Origin of the sequence: Streptomyces sp. NBC_00659, from assembly GCF_036226925.1 — a bacterium.
GTDB lineage: Bacteria > Actinomycetota > Actinomycetes > Streptomycetales > Streptomycetaceae > Streptomyces.
The window spans coordinates 1,728,642-1,745,581 of the sequence record NZ_CP109031.1; the positions used below are offsets into that span (position 1 = coordinate 1,728,642).

Here is a 16,940-nt window from a genome sequence, read left to right on the forward strand (position 1 = left end):
GAACGTGGCCGGGATCAGTCCTCATAGAGCCCGGACAGCTCGTCGGCGTACTTGTCCCGGATGACCCGGCGCCGCATCTTGAGTGACGGTGTCAGCTCGCCGGTCGCCGGACCCCACTCCTGCGACAGCAACTCGTAGCGCTTGACCTGCTCGGTGCGGTTGAGGCGGGTGTTGGCGGCGGCCACCGCGCGGTCCACCTCCGCCCGGACGACGGGGTGTTCCGCCAGCCCGGCCGGTCCCCCGTGCGCCTCGACGCCGTTGGCCGCGGCCCAGGCGGGGGCGGCTTCCGCATCGAGCACCAAAAGGGCTACCAGGTAAGAGCGGTTGTCCCCGTGCACCATCGCCTGGCCGATCAGCGGGTGTTCCTTGAGCGCGTTCTCCACCAGGGCCGGCGACACGTTCTTGCCGGTGGAGGTGATGATCATCTCCTTCTTCCGGTCGGTGAGCCAGAGGTAACCGTCCTCGTCGATCCGGCCGATGTCGCCGGTGGCCAGCCAGCCGTCGGCGTCCAGAGCGGCCTGCACCGAGCCGTCCGGCCGGAGGTAGCCGGAGAAGACGGTCGAGCCCCGCACCAGGATCTCGCCGTCCTCGGCGACGCGGATCTCCACGGACTCCACCGGGCGGCCTACGGAGCCGAGCCGGAAGCCGGTCTTCGGGCTGTTGGCGGTGGCCACGCCCGTGGTCTCGGTCAGCCCCCAGGCGTCCATGATCACGATGCCGAAACCGGCCCAGAACCGCACCACGTCCAGCGACATCGGCGCCGAGGCGCTGGCCGACCAGGTCACCCGGTCCAGACCGCCCGCGGCCAGCATGGGCAGCAGCACGTCCTCGCGGGCACGGAGATAACGCTCCTCGAGCCCGGCGGGCGGTGTCTCGCCCCGCTCGCGGTACGCGACGTGCTCGCGGGCGATCTCGAAGGCCCGGTCGATGGCCGCCCGCTGCTCGGCGGGCATCAGCGAGAGGACGGCCCGTACGGCGGCGGACAGTTTCTCCCAGATTCTCGGCACGCCGAAGAACTGCGCGGGGCGCACCGTGCGGACCACCTCGCCGACGCGCGTCGGGTCGGCGCAGAGTCGCACGTGCGAGGCGCGGTGGCAGGGCAGATAGATGCCCAGCATCCGCTCGGCGATGTGGGCGAAGGGCAGATAGCAGATGTGGTCGACGTGCGGGGGCAGTTCCACCACGGCGTCCAGCGCCAGGGCGTTGGACATCACCTGGCGGTGGGTCAGGACGACGCCCTTGGGCTCGCCGGTGGTGCCCGAGGTGTAGACGACGGTCAGCGGGTCCTCGGGGCGGGCGGTGTCCAGTTCCTTGGCGAACTGCTCCGGCACCGGTTCGCGGAGCAGGGCCTCGTACGGGAAGTGGCCGTCCTGTGCGTCCGGCTCGACCACCACCAGACGCTCCAGCGGGGTACCGGCGTCGGCCAGCAACGGCTCCCACACCACCACCTGGGCCGCCCCCTCCACCACGGCGAGGCGGGCCCGGCAGTTGCGGGCGATGTGGGTGATCTGTTCCGGGGCCGCGGTGCCGTAGACACTGACCGGGACCGCGCCGAGGCGGACCAACGCCAGGTCCGACAGCCAGTGTTCGGGCCGGTTGGCCATCATCATCAGCACATGGTCGCCGCGGCCGACGCCCAGAGCCCGGTAGCCGACGGCGAGGCTGCGGGTGTGCTCGTGGATCTCCGCCCAGCTCAGCGTCGTCCACTCACCGTCCGGGGCCGCCGACTGCCAGGACAGACCCGGGAGTCGGGGGTGGTCTCCCGCGTTGCGGACCAGCAGCTGCGGCAGCGTCCGGTCGGCCGGGTCGTCGGGCAGGTCGCCGGTGGTGCGGGGTGCCGATGTCATCGGGGCCTCCTTGCGGGCCGGAAGGGAAACGTCCGGGTTCCTTTCTCGGCACAGGACGAACTCACTGCCATCGATCGGCGACGTACCGATCGTTCGCTAAAGAACGTAGGAGTGCCGAACCGGTCGGTCAACTCCGCGTGCAGCAATAGTTTTTGGGGATCCACACCGGGGAAGGGACATCACGTCGGACGCCGGATGCCCGCTTTTCCTGATCGATCGCTAAGCGGCCGAAAGAACGCGTTCCGAACGCACGGCCGTACGATGTCGCCGATCGCCGCCTGTCCCGAGGAGAGTCGTTGAACACCGCGCCGAGCCAGGACGCCACGCCCCCGGCGGAGCACTGGCGCTCGTACGGACCGCTCGGACTGCACCCGATCCTGACGCACGCCATGGAAGCCTTCAACGAGCACGGCTACCACGGCACTTCGGTCCGCGACATCGCCGGCCGGGTCGGGGTCACCGTGCCCGCGCTGTACTACCACTACGAGAACAAGCAGGCCCTGCTGGCCACGCTGCTGGAGACGTCCATCAAGGACGTCCTGGACCGCTGCCGGGCCGCCGCCGGGGAGGCCGGGGACGATCCGCTGGAGCGGTTCTGCGGCATGGTCGAGTCGATCGTGCTCTATATGGCCCACCGTCGGCAACTGGCGTTCCTGGACACGGAGATCCGCAGCCTGGAGCCCTCGAACCGGGCGCGCTACGTCGCCCTGCGCGACTATCTCGAGCACATGCTGCTGGACACGGTCGAGGCGGGCCGCTCCCAGGGCGTGTTCACCACGCCGATCCCGGCGGACGCGGTCCGTTCGGTGCTCGTCATGTGCCAGGGGGTCGCCAACTGGTTCCGTGACGACGGCCCGCTCACCGCGGAGGAGGTCGCCGAACGCCACGTGCTGCTGAGCCTCGGCACCGTGGGCCACCCCGGCACGGTCACCGGCGACTCACCGCTGCCGTTCCCCCGGCGCTCTTCCGCTGCCCGGACCTCCGTCTCCCGGGGGTCCGCACCGCGCACCTAGGGGTGACGCGACGGGACACCGTCCCGACGTTCCACATCCACGGTGCCCGCACCGACGAGAGGACACCCGCATGGACGTGATCGAGGCCCGCGCCCGGTTCCAGGAGCTCCGGAAGCGGGACGGCACGGTCGAGCCCGCCGAACTCGACGAGATCTGGACGGCGTTGGCCACCGTCCGTCCCGAGGAGATACTCGGCGCGTGGAAGGGCGGCGAGTTCCGCACCGGCCACCCACTCAACGGCGCCTTGGAGAAGGCCGGTTGGTACGGCAAGACGTTCACCTCCGTGCACGACGCCAAACCGCTGATCTGCCGTGACGCCACGGGCGCCCTGTACTCGAACCGCGAGCTCGGCAAGGGCGAGGCCGGCCTGTGGACCGTCGAGTTCCGCGGCGAGGCGACGGCCACGATGATCTACGACGGCCAGCCGGTCCTCGACCACTTCAAGCAGGTGGACGACACCACGCTGATGGGGATCATGAACGTCAAGGGAGTCCCCGCCGAGGGCCCCTTCTTCTACTTCTTCCTCGAGCGCGCCCCCGAGGCGCCGTCCGGGGACCCGCGCGGGGGCCCGGGGGCCGGAGAGGCCTTGTGAGGCGCGTCCGTGCCGCGGTCGCCGAGGCACCGGGCGCCCCGTTCACCGTCCGGGACGCGGAGATCGAGGAACCGCGGCCGTACGAGGTGCTGGTGAGGATGACCGCGGTCGGCGTCTGTCACACCGACCTGGCGATGCGGGACACCTGGCCCCGGCGGCTCACCCCGATGGTCTTCGGCCACGAAGGCGCCGGCCGGGTCGAGGCGGTGGGCGCGGAGGTGACGGGTCTCGCGCCCGGGGACCATGTCTGCCTCACCTTCGCCAGCTGCGGCACCTGCGAGCAGTGCGCGGGAAACCACCCCGCCTACTGCCGCGCGGCGCGGGACCGGAACCTCTCCGGCGGACGCGACGACGGCACCACTCCGCTCTCCCTGGACGGCGCACCCCTGCACGCCGGCTTCTTCGGCCAGTCCAGCTTCGCCACGTACGCCGTGGTCCACGAACGCGGTGTGGTCAAGGTGCCCTCCGGTCTTCCGGCCACGGTCGTCGCGCCGCTGGGATGCAGCGGACAGACGGGTGCGGGCACCGTGCTCAACCGGCTCCGCCCCGGACCGGGTTCCTCCCTGGTCGTGCTCGGCGCGGGCGGGGTCGGCCTGAGCGCGCTGATGGCCGCGGTGGCCGTGGGCTGCGACCCGGTGGTGGCGGTCGACCCGGTCGCCTCCCGCCGTGCCCTGGCCACCCGACTCGGCGCGAAGGCGGCCCTGTCCCCCGGGGACGGTCTGGTGGCGGCGCTGCGCGACCTCACCGGCGGTGGCGCGCACCACGTCGTCGAGACCACCGGCCGTCCGGAGATGGCCCGCCGTGCCGTCGACGCACTGCGCCCTCGTGGCGAACTCGCCCTCCTCGGCCTCGGCGGCGAGGTGACCTTCGACGTCATGGGCCTGCTCGCCAAGGGCGTCCGCGTCCACGGGGTGATCGAGGGGGACTCCGACCCCGGCCGCCTCATTCCCGAACTGGTCGGCCTGCACCGACGGGGCCTCTTCCCGCTCGAACGGCTGGTCACCACGTTCCCGTTCGAGGACATCGGCGCGGCCGTGGCCGCCATGCGGGACGGCAGCGTCGTCAAGCCGGTCCTCACCTTCACCTGACCGGCCGATCCGGCCCGGGGACGCGGTGCCCGACGAGGGGGCCGGGCCGCCCTTCGGGCGACGACGCGAATTGTCAGACAAGCCCTGGTGACGGCGTGTGATTGACTGATCCGCATGGCTCCCGCCTCCCCGTCCGCCCGTTCGGCAGCGACCGCGAGACCGGCCGCGGCGACCCGGCCCCGCAACCGCAAGCAGCTCATCCTCGACGCGGCCGGGCGGGTCTTCAGCGAGCGTGGCTACCACAACGCGTCGATGGAGGAGGTCGCCGCCGGCGTGGGCATCACGGCGGCCGCCCTGTACCGGCACTTCCCCAACAAGTACGCGCTGTTCGCCGCGTGCGCCCACGTCATGGTGGACGGACTGGTCGCCGCGCTCGACGAGGTGCCGGCCGAGGCCTCCTTGACGGAGGTGCTCACCGCCGTCACCCGGATCACCGTCGTTCATCGCGCGTCGGGCGGCGTGTACCGATGGGAGGCCCGGTACCTCGACCGCGAGGACCGCCGACGTCTCGCGGTGAAGTTCGGTCGCCTGGTCGAGCGGGTCGAGGAGGCCGTGCAGCGCGAACACCCGCTGTCCGACCGGCGCCTGCGGGCCATGGCGGCCCTCGGTGCGATCGGATCCATCACGATGCATCACACCTCCATCGCCGGGCGCCGGGCCGAGGACCTGCTGCTGGCGTCCGCGCTGCGCGTGGCCGCGACGGATCCGGCGGCGGGCCCGCCCGGGGCGCGCCCCGTCGAGCTGCCCGCCCGGCCGGTGCCGCGCACGCGACCCGCGGAGATACTCGCGGCCTCCGTCCCGCTGTTCGCCCGGGACGGATTCGCCAACGTCACGAACGGACAGATCGCCGAGGCGGTGGGACTGACCCCGTCGGCGCTCTACCGCCATTACCCCGGCAAGATCGACATTCTGGCGGCCGCCTGCCTCCAGGCGGCCGGACTCCTGGCCCAGGGGGTGGAGCGGAGTCTGCACGAGGTGACCGGCCCGCACGAGGCCGTCGTGGCGCTGGCCTCGACGTATGTGGCCTACAGCTTCGAGTGCACGGAGCTCAACAGCGTCGCCGAGGCGGAGCTCGCCGGCTTGCCGACGGACCTGCGGCGGCCCCTGGTCCTCGCGCAGCGGGAGCACATCGCCGTCTGGGAGCAGCAGTTGCGGCTGGCCCGTCCGGAGCTGGATCCGCGCCAGGCCCGGGTACTGGTGCACGCGGGGTTCGGCGTGGTGGTCGAGGCGGGACGCAGACTGCGGTGGCAGGACAGCCCCGCCCATCGTGAGGCCGTCACCGCTCTGGTCGTGGGGGCCCTGGGCCTCTGAACGGCCTTCGGGGCCCGACAGCGACGAGGCGCGCCGTCGCTGAGAGCCGGCGTGAAGCGCCGGCGCGAAGAACCGGCGTGCGGCACCCCGTGCGAGTGTTCCCCCGATACCCGCCCCTCGGGGCGTCTGCCGCGGGGCGGGTACCGGGCGGGACCCGATCGACGGCTCAGGCCGCCCTGTTCGCGGTGGGGATCGTGATGGGGGTGGTGCTCCCGGAGGCGCCCCTGTTGAGGAACAGCATCGCCAGGGCGCGAATGAACTGGTCGAACACGTAGAAGGTGCCGGGCATGATGGGCGACAGCCCCTCACGGAACAGGACGTACGCCGGCCACGCGGTGCGGATCAGGGCCGCCGACGCGTAGTCGCGCGCCAGTCCCAGCCAGTCGCCGACCTCGTCACTGAGGACGTACCGCACGAACTCGTTCAGGAACCCGCGCGTGACGCCGAGGTCGACCTGCGCGGTCAGACCGAGGAGGTCCTCGGCCAGGGCGATGCCCTCGGTCGTCGGGGTGAGGATCGGGGTGAGCACCTGCGCCGACTGCTTCTCGGCGGCGGCCCATGTCTGGGGGATGTGCTCGTCCGGCACACCGAGCAGATGGACGGCGACCTGCCACGAGTGCAGGAACGCCTCCTGGTCCGCGGCCGGGAACGGGATCTTCCAGTCGAGCAGCTTCCGGTGCACGTAGGTGCCCAGACTGTGGAAGGTGACCAGGATGTCGGCGGCGCTGATCGGAGTGGTCTCGTCGGTGACCGCCCTCCAGTGCGGCGACTGCGGCAGCAGGTGACGCACCGCCGCGTGCACCACGCGTGTCTTGTTGGCGGTGACGACGAACTGTCCCGTCGGCTCGAAGGCTCCCAGCTGGGACAGGTCGTAGCCGAACGTGAACGTCTTGGCGGCGCGGTCCTGCATGTTGGCGCCACCGGCGGACCAGTAGACGCTCTTCGCCTCGCGCGGGATCACGGTGCTCATGATTCCGCTGCCGAGGCCGTACAGCATGAACAGGTACGTGTCCCTGCGCCGGTTGAAGTCGGCGGCACGGGCCAGCTTGGCGTGGTCGGCCCAGGAGGGCAGCACGTTGACCTGCTGAAGGTAGGCCGCGAATTCGGCCGGCACACCGCTGGGCAGCGGGTCGTTGTTGTTCACCCATGACGCCCATGCCGAGTTGATCGTCGGCACGTGCCCGTTGTCGAGCATCGAAGCCATCAGAGGGTCCGCCGCGCTGTCCCAGATCCACTCGGGACCGGTCGCCGCGGCGGCTCCGGTCGCCGAGCCCGTCGACGCCCACGCCTGGGCCGGGCTCACCACGCCCACGAGGCCGAGTGCGACACCGAGCGACAGAGCCTTTCGCCTGCTGAGGTTCTCCATTGACTTACCTGCTTCCCTGAAGGGCCAGACAGTTCCAAATGCCTTGACAGCCTTGCCAGTTGCATGATCAATGCGTGATGAACCATGTCACACAGATGTGATTTTCGATTAACATAGCGAGGTGCGATGCGGTCGGCAATGGTGGTGACCGAAGGCTCGCCGCCGATGTCGGCCCGGGTCCCGCCGGTTCTCCGCGGCCGCTCCCCGCTCGGCCGTGAACGGCGGAGCGTTGTCAGTGGCGGGTGGCAGCATCGTGTCCATGAGCGAATCCACGGCATTCGACTGGCGCCCCTTCCTGCTCAAGTGCAGCGGGGAATGGGCGGATTCCCTGCCCGACGACGAGTCGCGGGGCGAGGACGACGAGGCCGCCCGGCAGGCACGGTGGCTGGGGTTCCCGCCCGCGTCGGAGGAGCGCATCGCCGCCATGGAGGAGCGCCTGGGCCGGCGGATGCCCCCGTCGTACCGGGAGTTCCTCAAGGTCAGCGACGGGTGGCGGCACGCAGGTGGATTCGTATGGCTGCTGGCGGGGACCCAGGACGCGAACTGGCACAACGACGCGTCGGGCCTCGGGGACTCGTTCGAGGAGTATCTGGAGGAGGACGCCGGGCCCGAGGAGCGGCGAGAGGTGGACATCTGGCGGCGCGGGCTGCAGCTCGACGTGGAGTCCGACGCCACCTACGTCCTCATGGATCCCGAGGACGTGGACGAGAACGGCGAGTGGGCCGTGTACACATGGGCGGGCTGGCGGGCCGCGCCACCCGAGCGGCACGCGAACTTCCTGGAGTTCATGCGGGAGATGCACCGCGAGTTCCACAGCCTGCGGGCACGACGGGGCGAGGGCGAGCCGGCGTTCGTCAACGACACGACGTGCGAGCAGGACTCCCGGGTGGAGGAGGCCCGCCGGGAGGCTCTTCTCGGCGGCTGGCAGCGGGCCGTGGAGATGCTGGACGAGGCCAAGGAGTACGGCAGGCCAGGGGCCGCCGGGCTGGGTGACCAGATACGGCGTCTGCTCGGGAAGACCTCCATGGTGTATTTCGAGGACCTGGTGACGGATCCGCGGTACGCGCCCGATCTGCTGCCGCCGCTGGTCGCCGAACACGCGGCGCACTCGAACCACGAAGACTCCACGCTGAAGTTCCACCTTCGGGGCGCCGACGACGACCTGGAGTCCCTTGCCTACGCGACGCTGGAGCAGGTGCGGAACGGCACCTACCGGTACGCTCCGGCCGGGCCGTTCGGGGAGGCCGTCGAGCGGGCGCGGGAGCTGGCGCGCTGGGGAGACGGCGACGAGGCGTGGCGGACGCTGATGAACGCCGTGCCGCTGTGGGAGCCGCTGGGGCCCGACCACCTGGCGCCGCTGGGGTGGGTGGCCGACCCCGTGCTCGGGCCACTGCTGACCCCGGAGCGGGGCCGGGAACTGCTGTCCACGCCGAGGGGCGGGCAGACCGGTGAGGCACCGCGTCCGACACCCGGGCTCGACCCGGGCGGCCTCGCGTGGCTCGCGGAGCCGGACGGGGGCAACAACCGCACGTCGTACCGGTTCGTCCTGGTGGAAGGGGCGGAGCCACAGGAGCTGCCCGGACGCCTGGCGGACGGGGACGGGGACGGAGGCGCGGACGGGAACGGGGACGGCACCGGAGGCGGGGACGGCACCGGGCTGAACGAACCCTTGACCCTCTGGGAGGCGCGCGGCAGAGCGCTGCGGGGCAAGCGGGAGTTCTCCTCCTACGACGACAGGGCCCTCATGGCGGTCGGGCGGGCCGACAGCGGCTGGAGCTTCGCCTTCGACGGAGTTCCGGCCCCGTTCGGCCGGCAGCGCTTCGTCTCCCCCGCCCCGGGCGCCAGTGCGGGCACCCGTGCGGTGGTGGTGTGGAGCGGCCTGAGGACGAGGCACGGCGAGCCGTTCTTCCATCTCTCGGTGGCGCGGGACGGCACCGAGGAATACGCGTTCACGTACGCCGACGGAGAGGTCCGACGGAACGGGGAGATACCGGAGGCGCTCGACCCGGACCGGTTCTTCGGTGCCGTGGAGGACAGTGCCGAGGCGGAACGGCCGCTGCTCGAAGCGGTGGCCGGGGAGTTCGCCGTCCGTCTGCCGCGTCACGCGATCGTGCGAGGGCGGCTGCACACGTTCACCACCCGCTCCTGGACACGGCCTCCGGGGAAGGGAGAGGGCTACATGGTGATCCGGACGCAGCCGATGACCTCAGGCCCGACGAACAGCGAGCGGAGGGAAGCCGACTCGGTGACCGAGTAAGGGGCACGCGGGAGCGACGGGCCGGTGACCGGCCGACGAGCAGCAGGGAGCGGCGGACCCGGGACCGGTCGGCGAGCCGTCGGGAGCGGCGGACCCGGGTCGATCGGCGAGCGGCCGGGCCGACGGCTCCGGCCGGTGCGGGGCCCCGCCCACCAGGACGGGACCCCGCGTTCGGCGATCGCTCACGCGGTGCGGCAGGCGCCGTGGCAGGCGATGCCCGGCACCGCCGGGCGAACCTCGCCTGCCACGGCGTCAGCGTCCGGCGGAGCCGTGGTGAGGAGTGGCGAGCGGGTCTCCGGCCTTCTCGACCACGTCGGCGATCCAGGCCATGGCCTCCGGCACGTCGTAGTTGCCGGCGTGCGGCTGGTTCCAGGCGAGCCGGTAGTCGACGTTCTTGACCTGCTTGTCCGCCTCCAGCGCCCGGTCCAGGTTGATCGAGATGATGAACGCGGTGTCCCGGTCACGCGTGCCGTTGCGCACGTACCAGTTGGGCGCGGTGTCGGCGCTCGTGCCGACGAAGTCCATCGGGTCGATCAGGTGGATCTGGTCGTCGAGGTCCGTGCTCTTCTCCGCGGTGTACTGGTCCCAGGTCAGCCCGGTGTCGTCGAGGCCGCTGCCGTCACCGGCGACGTCGTTGTGGTTCCAGCTCCACTCGGTGTAGTTCATGTACTTCTGGGTGTACGGGCCGAAGAGGTTGGTCTCCGTCCGGCTGGTGGTGTTCCCGTGCACGCCCACGGCGTCGAAGGCGGGCGTCGTCTTCAACGTGGCCTGGGTGGCCACGAACTTCAGGTACTTCGCCATGTCGACCGACAGCACCTTGTCCGCCGCGTTGTCGACGTCGATCCAGTCGTTCACGTACGACTTCGTGGTGGACCCGCCGGGCCCGCCGGAGGTGATGTCGAAGGTGGCCCCGAGCGCGGGCACGGTGTTGGCCGGGCCGGCCTTCATGTAGGTCTCGGCGGAGCGGACGACCTCCTTCTTGATGGTGTCCAGCATGGCGTCGGCGGTGAGCTTGGATCCGTCCGGGTTGCGGAGCCTGAGACTCTTCTCGTACGCCGGGAACTGTGCCGCGATCTCGGCGGCGTCCTCGGGCGTGGCGTTCGAGCCGGTCGCGTCACGGGTGCCGAGGGCGTTGTACAGCCATTCGTAGGCCGCGTCGGCGTTGCCGAGGTCGGTGATCGGGCAGTAGGCGTCGACCGCGAACACGTCGTCGCGCAGGGTGCTGCGGCCCTTGGAGTCGACGCCCGCCGCGCCGATCGCGGCGAGGTAGGAGTCGTACTCGGCGCTGTTGCCGGAGGCGCCCAGGATCGAGGACAGCGCGCCGCCGCCGCTGGTGCCGTTGACGACGATCCGCTCCGCGCTGCCGGGCATGGTGGCGTCGTTGAGGCGGAGGTAGCGGACCGCGGCCTTGGCGTCGACCACCGCGGCGGGGGCCTTGCCCGGCGAGGAGCCGTCGGCGCCGATCAGCCCACGGCTGCGGTTGGCGACGTCCACGAAGACGAAGCCGGCCTTCAGCGCCGCGCCGACGTTGCTCGTCGCGCTGTTGTAGGACGAGCCGTCGGTGACGCTCGCTTTGATGTAACTGGCCATCCAGCCCGCGTTGTTCACCGCGAAGTAGACCGGCGCACGCTGGTCGTCGAAGGCGCTCTCGGGCACGAAGACGTTCATGCTCTGGTAGCCGCAGCGGGTATTGCTGATCGTGGTGGTACCGGACATGCCGGACTGCTGCGCGGCCGCGGCGACCGGGGCGGCGACGTAGCAGAGTTCCTTGTAGGAGCGAACCTTGACCGGTTGGCCGTCGACCGTGACGGTGAGCGTCGTGTAGGCGCCGGCGTCGAAGGCCAGGGCGGCGTCCTCCGGGTCCACGACATGAGCGTGCGACGCGGTACGCCCTTGGGCCGCGACCGCGGACGAGGGCACCGCGAGCGCCGTCAGGGCGAGGGAGCCCGCTATCGCCATGCCCCTCACCCGGCGCCCGCGGCCGGGGGCGCGTCCTGCCCGTTCACCCGCCGGACGGGCGGAGGCTGCTCGATCGGAGGATTCCGAGAGCCACTGCATGGGGTCTCCTCTTGTTGTGTAACGAGTGATCCACTGACACCTCGGGCCCAAGGCGTCACGCACGCTACAAGATTGTTAACAAAATACCCAGCAATTTTGCAAACATTTCGCGCCATCCGGCGGCCAGTGCGGGGCGGCGATAGGGCCCGTTCGCACTTACCGCCGGCGTTCCCGGGCGGTAACCATGGGAGTGGCTGTTTGGCCAGCTATGACCTGAATGAGCTGACTCCAGGAGGGCTCATGGACGCCCCGACCGCGACGACGGCGGGCCCGGCCGCGCAGGACGACGCGCAGGAGGACCCGACCGTCCACATTCTCTGGATCAACGCGGGGCTGAGCTGCGACGGGGATTCGGTCTCGCTGACCGCCGCGACCCAGCCGAGCATCGAGGAACTGGCGCTCGGCGCCCTGCCCGGGCTGCCCAAGGTGGCGGTGCACTGGCCCCTGATCGACTTCGAGTGCGGGCCCGTGGAGGGCGCCGACAATTTCGTGGAATGGTTCTTCAAGGCCGACCGGGGCGAGCTGGAGCCCTTCGTGCTGGTCGTCGAGGGGTCCATTCCGAACGAGCGGGTCAAGCCCGAGGGCTACTGGTGCGGCTTCGGGGACGATCCGGAGACGGGTCAGCCCATCACGACCAGTGAGTGGCTGGACCGGCTCACCCCCAAGGCGCTCGCCGTCGTCGCCATCGGCACCTGTGCGACGTACGGCGGTATCCACGCGATGGCGGGCAACCCGACCGGCGCCATGGGAGTGCCGGACTATCTGGGCTGGGAGTGGAAGTCCAAGGCGGGCATTCCGATCGTCTGCATCCCGGGCTGCCCCGTGCACCCGGACAACGCCTCCGAGACCCTGCTCTATCTGCTCTACCAGGCGGCGGGCGCGGCGCCCATGATCCCGCTGGACGAGGAGCTGCGGCCGACCTGGCTGTTCGGCGCCACGGTGCACGAGGGCTGCGACCGCGCCGGCTACTACGAGCAGGGGCAGTTCGCGAGCGAGTACGGATCGCCGGAGTGCCTGGTCAAGCTCGGCTGCTGGGGCCCGGTGGTCAAGTGCAACGTGCCCAAGCGTGGCTGGATCAACGGCGTGGGCGGCTGCCCGAACGTCGGCGGGATCTGCATCGCCTGCACGATGCCGGGCTTCCCCGACAAGTTCATGCCGTTCATGGACGAGCCGCCGGGCGGCCATGTGTCCGCGACGGCGAGCGGGATCTACGGATCCGTCATCCGACGACTGCGGAACATCACCGCGAAGACCGTCGACAAGGAACCGAAGTGGCGCGGCAGGAGCGAGGAGCTCACGACCGGCTACAAGGCCCCGTGGTGACCACGGTTACCCGCTGAGCAGGACACTCGACAGGAAGGTGGCGCGGCACCATGGCGACGGCGACGAACAAGCCGGCCGGTGACGGCCTCACGGAGATGTCGTGGGACCCGATCACCCGCATCGTGGGCAGTCTCGGCATCCACACCAAGATCGACTTCAAGGCGAAGCGGGTCGCGGAGTGCTACAGCACCTCGTCCGTCTTCCGCGGGTACAGCGTGTTCATGCGCGGCAAGGACCCGCGCGACGCGCACTTCATCACCAGCCGGATCTGCGGAATCTGCGGCGACAACCACGCCACGTGCTCGGTCTACGCCCAGAACATGGCGTACGGCGTGGCACCCCCGCACCTCGGCGAGTGGATCATCAACCTCGGCGAGGCCGCGGAGTACATGTTCGACCACAACATCTTCCAGGAGAACCTGGTGGGTGTGGACTACTGCGAGCGGATGGTCCGCGAGACCAACCCCGGCGTGCTCGAACTCGCCGAGCGCACCGAGGCCCCGCACGCGGCCGACCACGGCTACCGCACCATCGCCGACATCATGCGCTCGCTCAACCCGCTGGAGGGCGAGTTCTACCGTGAGGCGCTTCAAGTCAGCCGCTACACACGGGAGATGTTCTGTCTGATGGAGGGCCGCCATGTGCACCCCTCCACGCTCTACCCGGGCGGTGTCGGCACGGTCGCGACGATCCAGCTCTTCACCGACTACCTGACCCGGCTCACCCGCTACGTGGAGTTCATGAAGCGGGTCGTCCCGCTCCACGACGACCTCTTCGACTTCTTCTACGAGGCGCTGCCCGGGTATGAGGAAGTGGGCAGACGCCGGGTGCTGCTGGGCTGCTGGGGCGCGCTGAACGACCCGGAGTACTGCGACTTCCAGTACGCCAACATGGAGAACTGGGGCCGGCGGATGTTCGTCACCCCCGGTGTCATCGTGGACGGCAAGCTGGTCACCAACAGCCTCGTCGACATCAACCTCGGCATCCGGATCCTGCTCGGCAGCTCGTACTACGAGGACTGGTCGGGCATGGAGAAGTTCGTCGAGCAGGACCCGCTCGGGAACCCCATCGACGAACGGCACCCGTGGAACCAGCACACCATCCCGGCCCCGCAGAAGCGGGACTTCGACGACAAGTACAGCTGGGTCATGTCGCCGCGCTGGTTCGACGGCACCGACCATCTGGCCCTGGACACCGGAGGCGGCCCGATCGCCCGGCTGTGGTCCACGGCCCTGTCCGGACTCGTCGACATCGGCTACATCAAGGCCACCGGGCACAGCGTGCAGATCAACCTGCCGCGCACGATGACCAAGCCGGAGATGGCGCTGGAGTGGAAGATCCCGCAGTGGAGCAACGCCCTCGAACGCAACCGGGCCCGCACCTACTTCCAGGCCTACGCCGCCGCGGCCGCCCTCCACTTCGCCGAGCAGGCGATGGAGGAGGTGCGCGCCGGACGCACCCAGACCTGGGAGAAGTTCGACGTGCCGGACGAATCGATCGGCTGCGGCTTCACCGAGGCGGTCCGGGGTGTGCTCTCCCACCACATGGTGATCAGGGACGGCAAGATCGCCAACTACCACCCGTACCCGCCGACTCCGTGGAACGGCAGCGTGCGCGACTCCTACGGCACACCGGGCCCGTACGAGGACGCGGTGCAGAACACCCCCATCTTCGAGGAGAACCCGCCCGAGAACTTCAAGGGCATCGACATCATGCGGGCCGTCCGCAGCTTCGACCCGTGTCTGCCGTGCGGCGTGCACATGTACGTCGGCGGCGGGAAGACCGTCGAGCAGACGCACATGCCGACGGGGCTGAGCGGACTGGCCGGCTGACCTTCCCGGGATCCGACGTTCATCGCGACCGACCTTCCTCGCGATCGACCTTCCTCAGGAGAGGGGCCTGCCGATGGCCGGACAGGAGACGGGTGAGCGGATAGGCGCACTGCTCGACGAGCTGGCGCGGCAGGCGGGACCGGAGGCGCGCGATGTCGCGGACGAACTGGTGCGCTGCCTCATGGAGTTCTACGGCGAGGGCCTGGCCCGGACCGTACGCCTGCTGCGCTCCGCCCCGAAGGGCGCGGATCCCCTCGCCGTCCTCACCGCCGACGAACTGGTCAGCGATCTGCTGATCCTGCACGATCTGCACCCCGAGGACACCGCGACCCGGGTGGGCCGGGCCCTGGACAAGGTCCGCCCCTACCTCGGCTCACACGCGGGCGACGTCGAGGTGGCCGGGCTCGACATGGAGGCCGCCGACGGCCCGACGCTGCGGCTCAGGCTGCGCGGCAGCTGCGACGGCTGTCCGTCCTCCACCCAGACCGTGCGCTGGACCATCGAGGAGGCGGTCGCCCGGATCGCCCCCGAGGTCGCGCACATCGAGGTCGAGGGCATGGCCGCCGAGAGCCCGCAGCCCGCACTGCTCCAGATCCTGCCGCACCGCCCGGACGACGCTCCGGGCGAGGCGGCGCCGTCCGGGGAACCGGACGAGACGGCGCGCTGGTACGAACTCGGCCCGCACTCGCTGCCGGTGGGCGACGGCGCCACCGGGGTCACCGAGGTCGCGGGCCGCGCGCTGCTGCTGGTCCGTCTGCCCGGCCAGTTGTACGCCTACCGCGACCGCTGCCCCCTGTGCGCCGCGGGCCTCGCGCCCGCGGTCCTGGACGGCGAACTACTGCGCTGCGCGGGCTGCGGCGCCGCGTTCGACGTCCGCCGGGCCGGCCGGGGCGACCGGGGCCACCTGGATCCCGTACCGCTGCTGGAGGAGAACGGGGCGGTGCGGGTGGCACTGCCCGGCGAGCTCCTGGGGGCGGGGCCATGACCGCCGACGTCCTCAGGCAGTTCACCCGCAGGCCGCCGCCCGAGGGCGAGCGCTGCGACCTGTGCGGGGAGCCGCTGCCCGCCGAGCACCGGCATCTCGTCGACACCTCCCGGCGATCCCTCAAGTGCTCCTGCCCGCCCTGCCACCTGCTCTTCACCCGGCCGGGCGCGGGACAGGGCCGCTTCCGGGCGGTCCCGGACCGGTATCTCGCCGATCCCGGGTTCGTCCTGGACGAGGCCGACTGGAACCGGCTCCAGATCCCCGTCGCGCTCGCCTTCTTCTTCCGCAACTCCGAGCTCGGCCGGCTCGCGGCCTTCTATCCGAGCCCGGCGGGCGCCACCGAGAGCGAACTCGATCCGGGGACGTGGGACTCGGTGCTCGGCCGCAGCCGGCTGGCGGAGCTGCTGGAACCCGACGTGGAGGCGCTGCTGCTGCACCGCGGCCGGGACGGCTCGGTGACCTGCACGCTCGTCCCGGTCGACGTCTGCTACGAACTGGTCGGCCGGATGCGGCTGCACTGGAAGGGCTTCGACGGCGGTGCCGAGGCACGCGCGGACATCGCGGAGTTCCTGGAACGGATCACGGCGGCCGCCCGGCCACTGGAGATCTCCGGGGGCGCCCCGTGACCGATCTCCGGTTCACCTGCACCGGCGTGCGCCCCGAACCGTACGGAGCCGGGCCCGCGCTGCTGTTCGGGCTGCGCATCGAGGAGGCGGACCACCGGCCGGTACACGCCGTCGCGCTGCGCTGCCAGATCCGTATCGAGCCCGCCGGACGTTCGTACGAGCCGGAGGAGGTCGGCATGCTGGGCGACCTGTTCGGCGAGCCGAGCCGCTGGAGCAGCACGCTCAAGCCGCTGCAGTTCGCCCACACCTCCATCACGGTCCCGGGGTTCACCGGTTCGACGGAGGTCGATCTCCCGGTGCCCTGCACCTACGACACCGAGGTCGCGTCCGCCTCGTACTTCCGGGCGCTGTCCCGCGGCGAGGTCCCGCTGCTCCTGCTCTTCTCCGGCACGGTGTTCACCGGCCACGACGGCTTCCGGGCCGAGCCCGTGCCCTGGCACAAGGAGACGTCGTACCGGATGCCGGTGGACGTGTGGCGGAACATGATCGAGGAGTACTTCCCCAACTCGGGCTGGCTGCGCGTCCGGCTGGACGTCCTGGACGAGCTGCGCCGCTACCGGTCCGCCCGCGCCCTGCCGTCCTGGGAGCGGGTCTTCGACGAACTCCTCGCCACCGCCGACGCGAAGAAGGGGGCCGACTGAG

13 protein-coding genes are annotated in these 16,940 nt (G+C 70.7%); 10 read left to right on the top strand and 3 right to left on the bottom strand.

Going from position 1 to position 16,940, the window contains the following annotated elements; translation table 11 throughout:
• Positions 1 to 14: 14 nt before the first annotated feature.
• Positions 15 to 1,847, bottom strand: a complete 1,833-nt coding sequence (locus tag OG410_RS07305; protein ID WP_329298375.1) for an AMP-dependent synthetase/ligase — start codon at positions 1,845 to 1,847, stop codon at positions 15 to 17.
• A 296-nt stretch (positions 1,848 to 2,143) separates the two neighbouring features.
• On the opposite strand from OG410_RS07305, the gene OG410_RS07310 reads away from it, so the two are divergent.
• The 4 genes from OG410_RS07310 (at position 2,144) to OG410_RS07325 (ending at position 5,851) form a co-directional block, all read left to right on the top strand.
• Positions 2,144 to 2,860 carry a TetR/AcrR family transcriptional regulator gene (locus OG410_RS07310; RefSeq protein ID WP_329298376.1) on the top strand — a complete coding sequence of 239 codons (717 nt, stop codon included), beginning with the start codon at positions 2,144 to 2,146 and terminating at the stop codon, positions 2,858 to 2,860.
• Positions 2,861 to 2,930: 70 nt separating this feature from the next.
• On the top strand, positions 2,931 to 3,452 hold the full coding sequence (locus OG410_RS07315) for a DUF4334 domain-containing protein (RefSeq protein ID WP_329298377.1): 522 nt from the start codon (positions 2,931 to 2,933) through the stop codon (positions 3,450 to 3,452).
• Positions 3,449 to 4,540: an NAD(P)-dependent alcohol dehydrogenase gene (locus OG410_RS07320; RefSeq protein ID WP_329298378.1), complete on the top strand. Its 1,092-nt coding sequence runs from the start codon at positions 3,449 to 3,451 to the stop codon at positions 4,538 to 4,540. The genes OG410_RS07315 and OG410_RS07320 overlap by 4 nt, the downstream gene beginning before the upstream one ends.
• A 114-nt stretch (positions 4,541 to 4,654) precedes the next feature.
• Positions 4,655 to 5,851, top strand: a complete 1,197-nt coding sequence (locus OG410_RS07325; RefSeq protein ID WP_329298379.1) for a TetR/AcrR family transcriptional regulator — start codon at positions 4,655 to 4,657, stop codon at positions 5,849 to 5,851.
• Between the two features lie 166 nt (positions 5,852 to 6,017).
• On the opposite strand, the gene OG410_RS07330 is transcribed toward OG410_RS07325, so the two are convergent.
• On the bottom strand, positions 6,018 to 7,217 hold the full coding sequence (locus OG410_RS07330) for an oxygenase MpaB family protein (protein ID WP_329298380.1): 1,200 nt from the start codon (positions 7,215 to 7,217) through the stop codon (positions 6,018 to 6,020).
• Between the two features lie 259 nt (positions 7,218 to 7,476).
• On the opposite strand from OG410_RS07330, the gene OG410_RS07335 reads away from it, so the two are divergent.
• A complete protein-coding gene (locus OG410_RS07335; RefSeq protein WP_329298381.1) occupies positions 7,477 to 9,474 on the top strand; it encodes an SMI1/KNR4 family protein in 1,998 nt (665 codons plus the stop codon).
• Between the two features lie 252 nt (positions 9,475 to 9,726).
• Here OG410_RS07335 and OG410_RS07340 read toward each other — a convergent pair whose 3' ends face one another.
• Entirely contained in the window at positions 9,727 to 11,433 is a 1,707-nt protein-coding gene (locus tag OG410_RS07340; protein WP_329298382.1) for a subtype B tannase, read from the bottom strand.
• 339 nt (positions 11,434 to 11,772) lie between these two features.
• Between OG410_RS07340 and OG410_RS07345 the strand changes: the two genes are divergently transcribed.
• From OG410_RS07345 to OG410_RS07365, 5 genes are all read left to right on the top strand, one after another.
• On the top strand, positions 11,773 to 12,855 hold the full coding sequence (locus OG410_RS07345) for a hydrogenase expression protein HypE (RefSeq protein WP_326789186.1): 1,083 nt from the start codon (positions 11,773 to 11,775) through the stop codon (positions 12,853 to 12,855).
• Between the two features lie 50 nt (positions 12,856 to 12,905).
• Positions 12,906 to 14,687, top strand: coding sequence for a nickel-dependent hydrogenase large subunit (locus OG410_RS07350; RefSeq protein ID WP_329298383.1), 1,782 nt, complete (start codon positions 12,906 to 12,908; stop codon positions 14,685 to 14,687).
• Positions 14,688 to 14,760: 73 nt separating this feature from the next.
• Positions 14,761 to 15,672, top strand: coding sequence for a NifU family protein (locus OG410_RS07355; protein ID WP_329298384.1), 912 nt, complete (start codon positions 14,761 to 14,763; stop codon positions 15,670 to 15,672).
• Positions 15,669 to 16,298, top strand: coding sequence for a DUF5947 family protein (locus tag OG410_RS07360; RefSeq protein WP_329298385.1), 630 nt, complete (start codon positions 15,669 to 15,671; stop codon positions 16,296 to 16,298). The genes OG410_RS07355 and OG410_RS07360 overlap by 4 nt, the downstream gene beginning before the upstream one ends.
• The gene (locus OG410_RS07365) at positions 16,295 to 16,939 is read left to right on the top strand and encodes a DUF6084 family protein (RefSeq protein WP_329298386.1); all 645 of its coding nucleotides are present in this window, start codon (positions 16,295 to 16,297) and stop codon (positions 16,937 to 16,939) included. Before OG410_RS07360 ends, OG410_RS07365 begins: the two co-directional genes overlap by 4 nt.
• Position 16,940 lies beyond the last annotated feature (1 nt).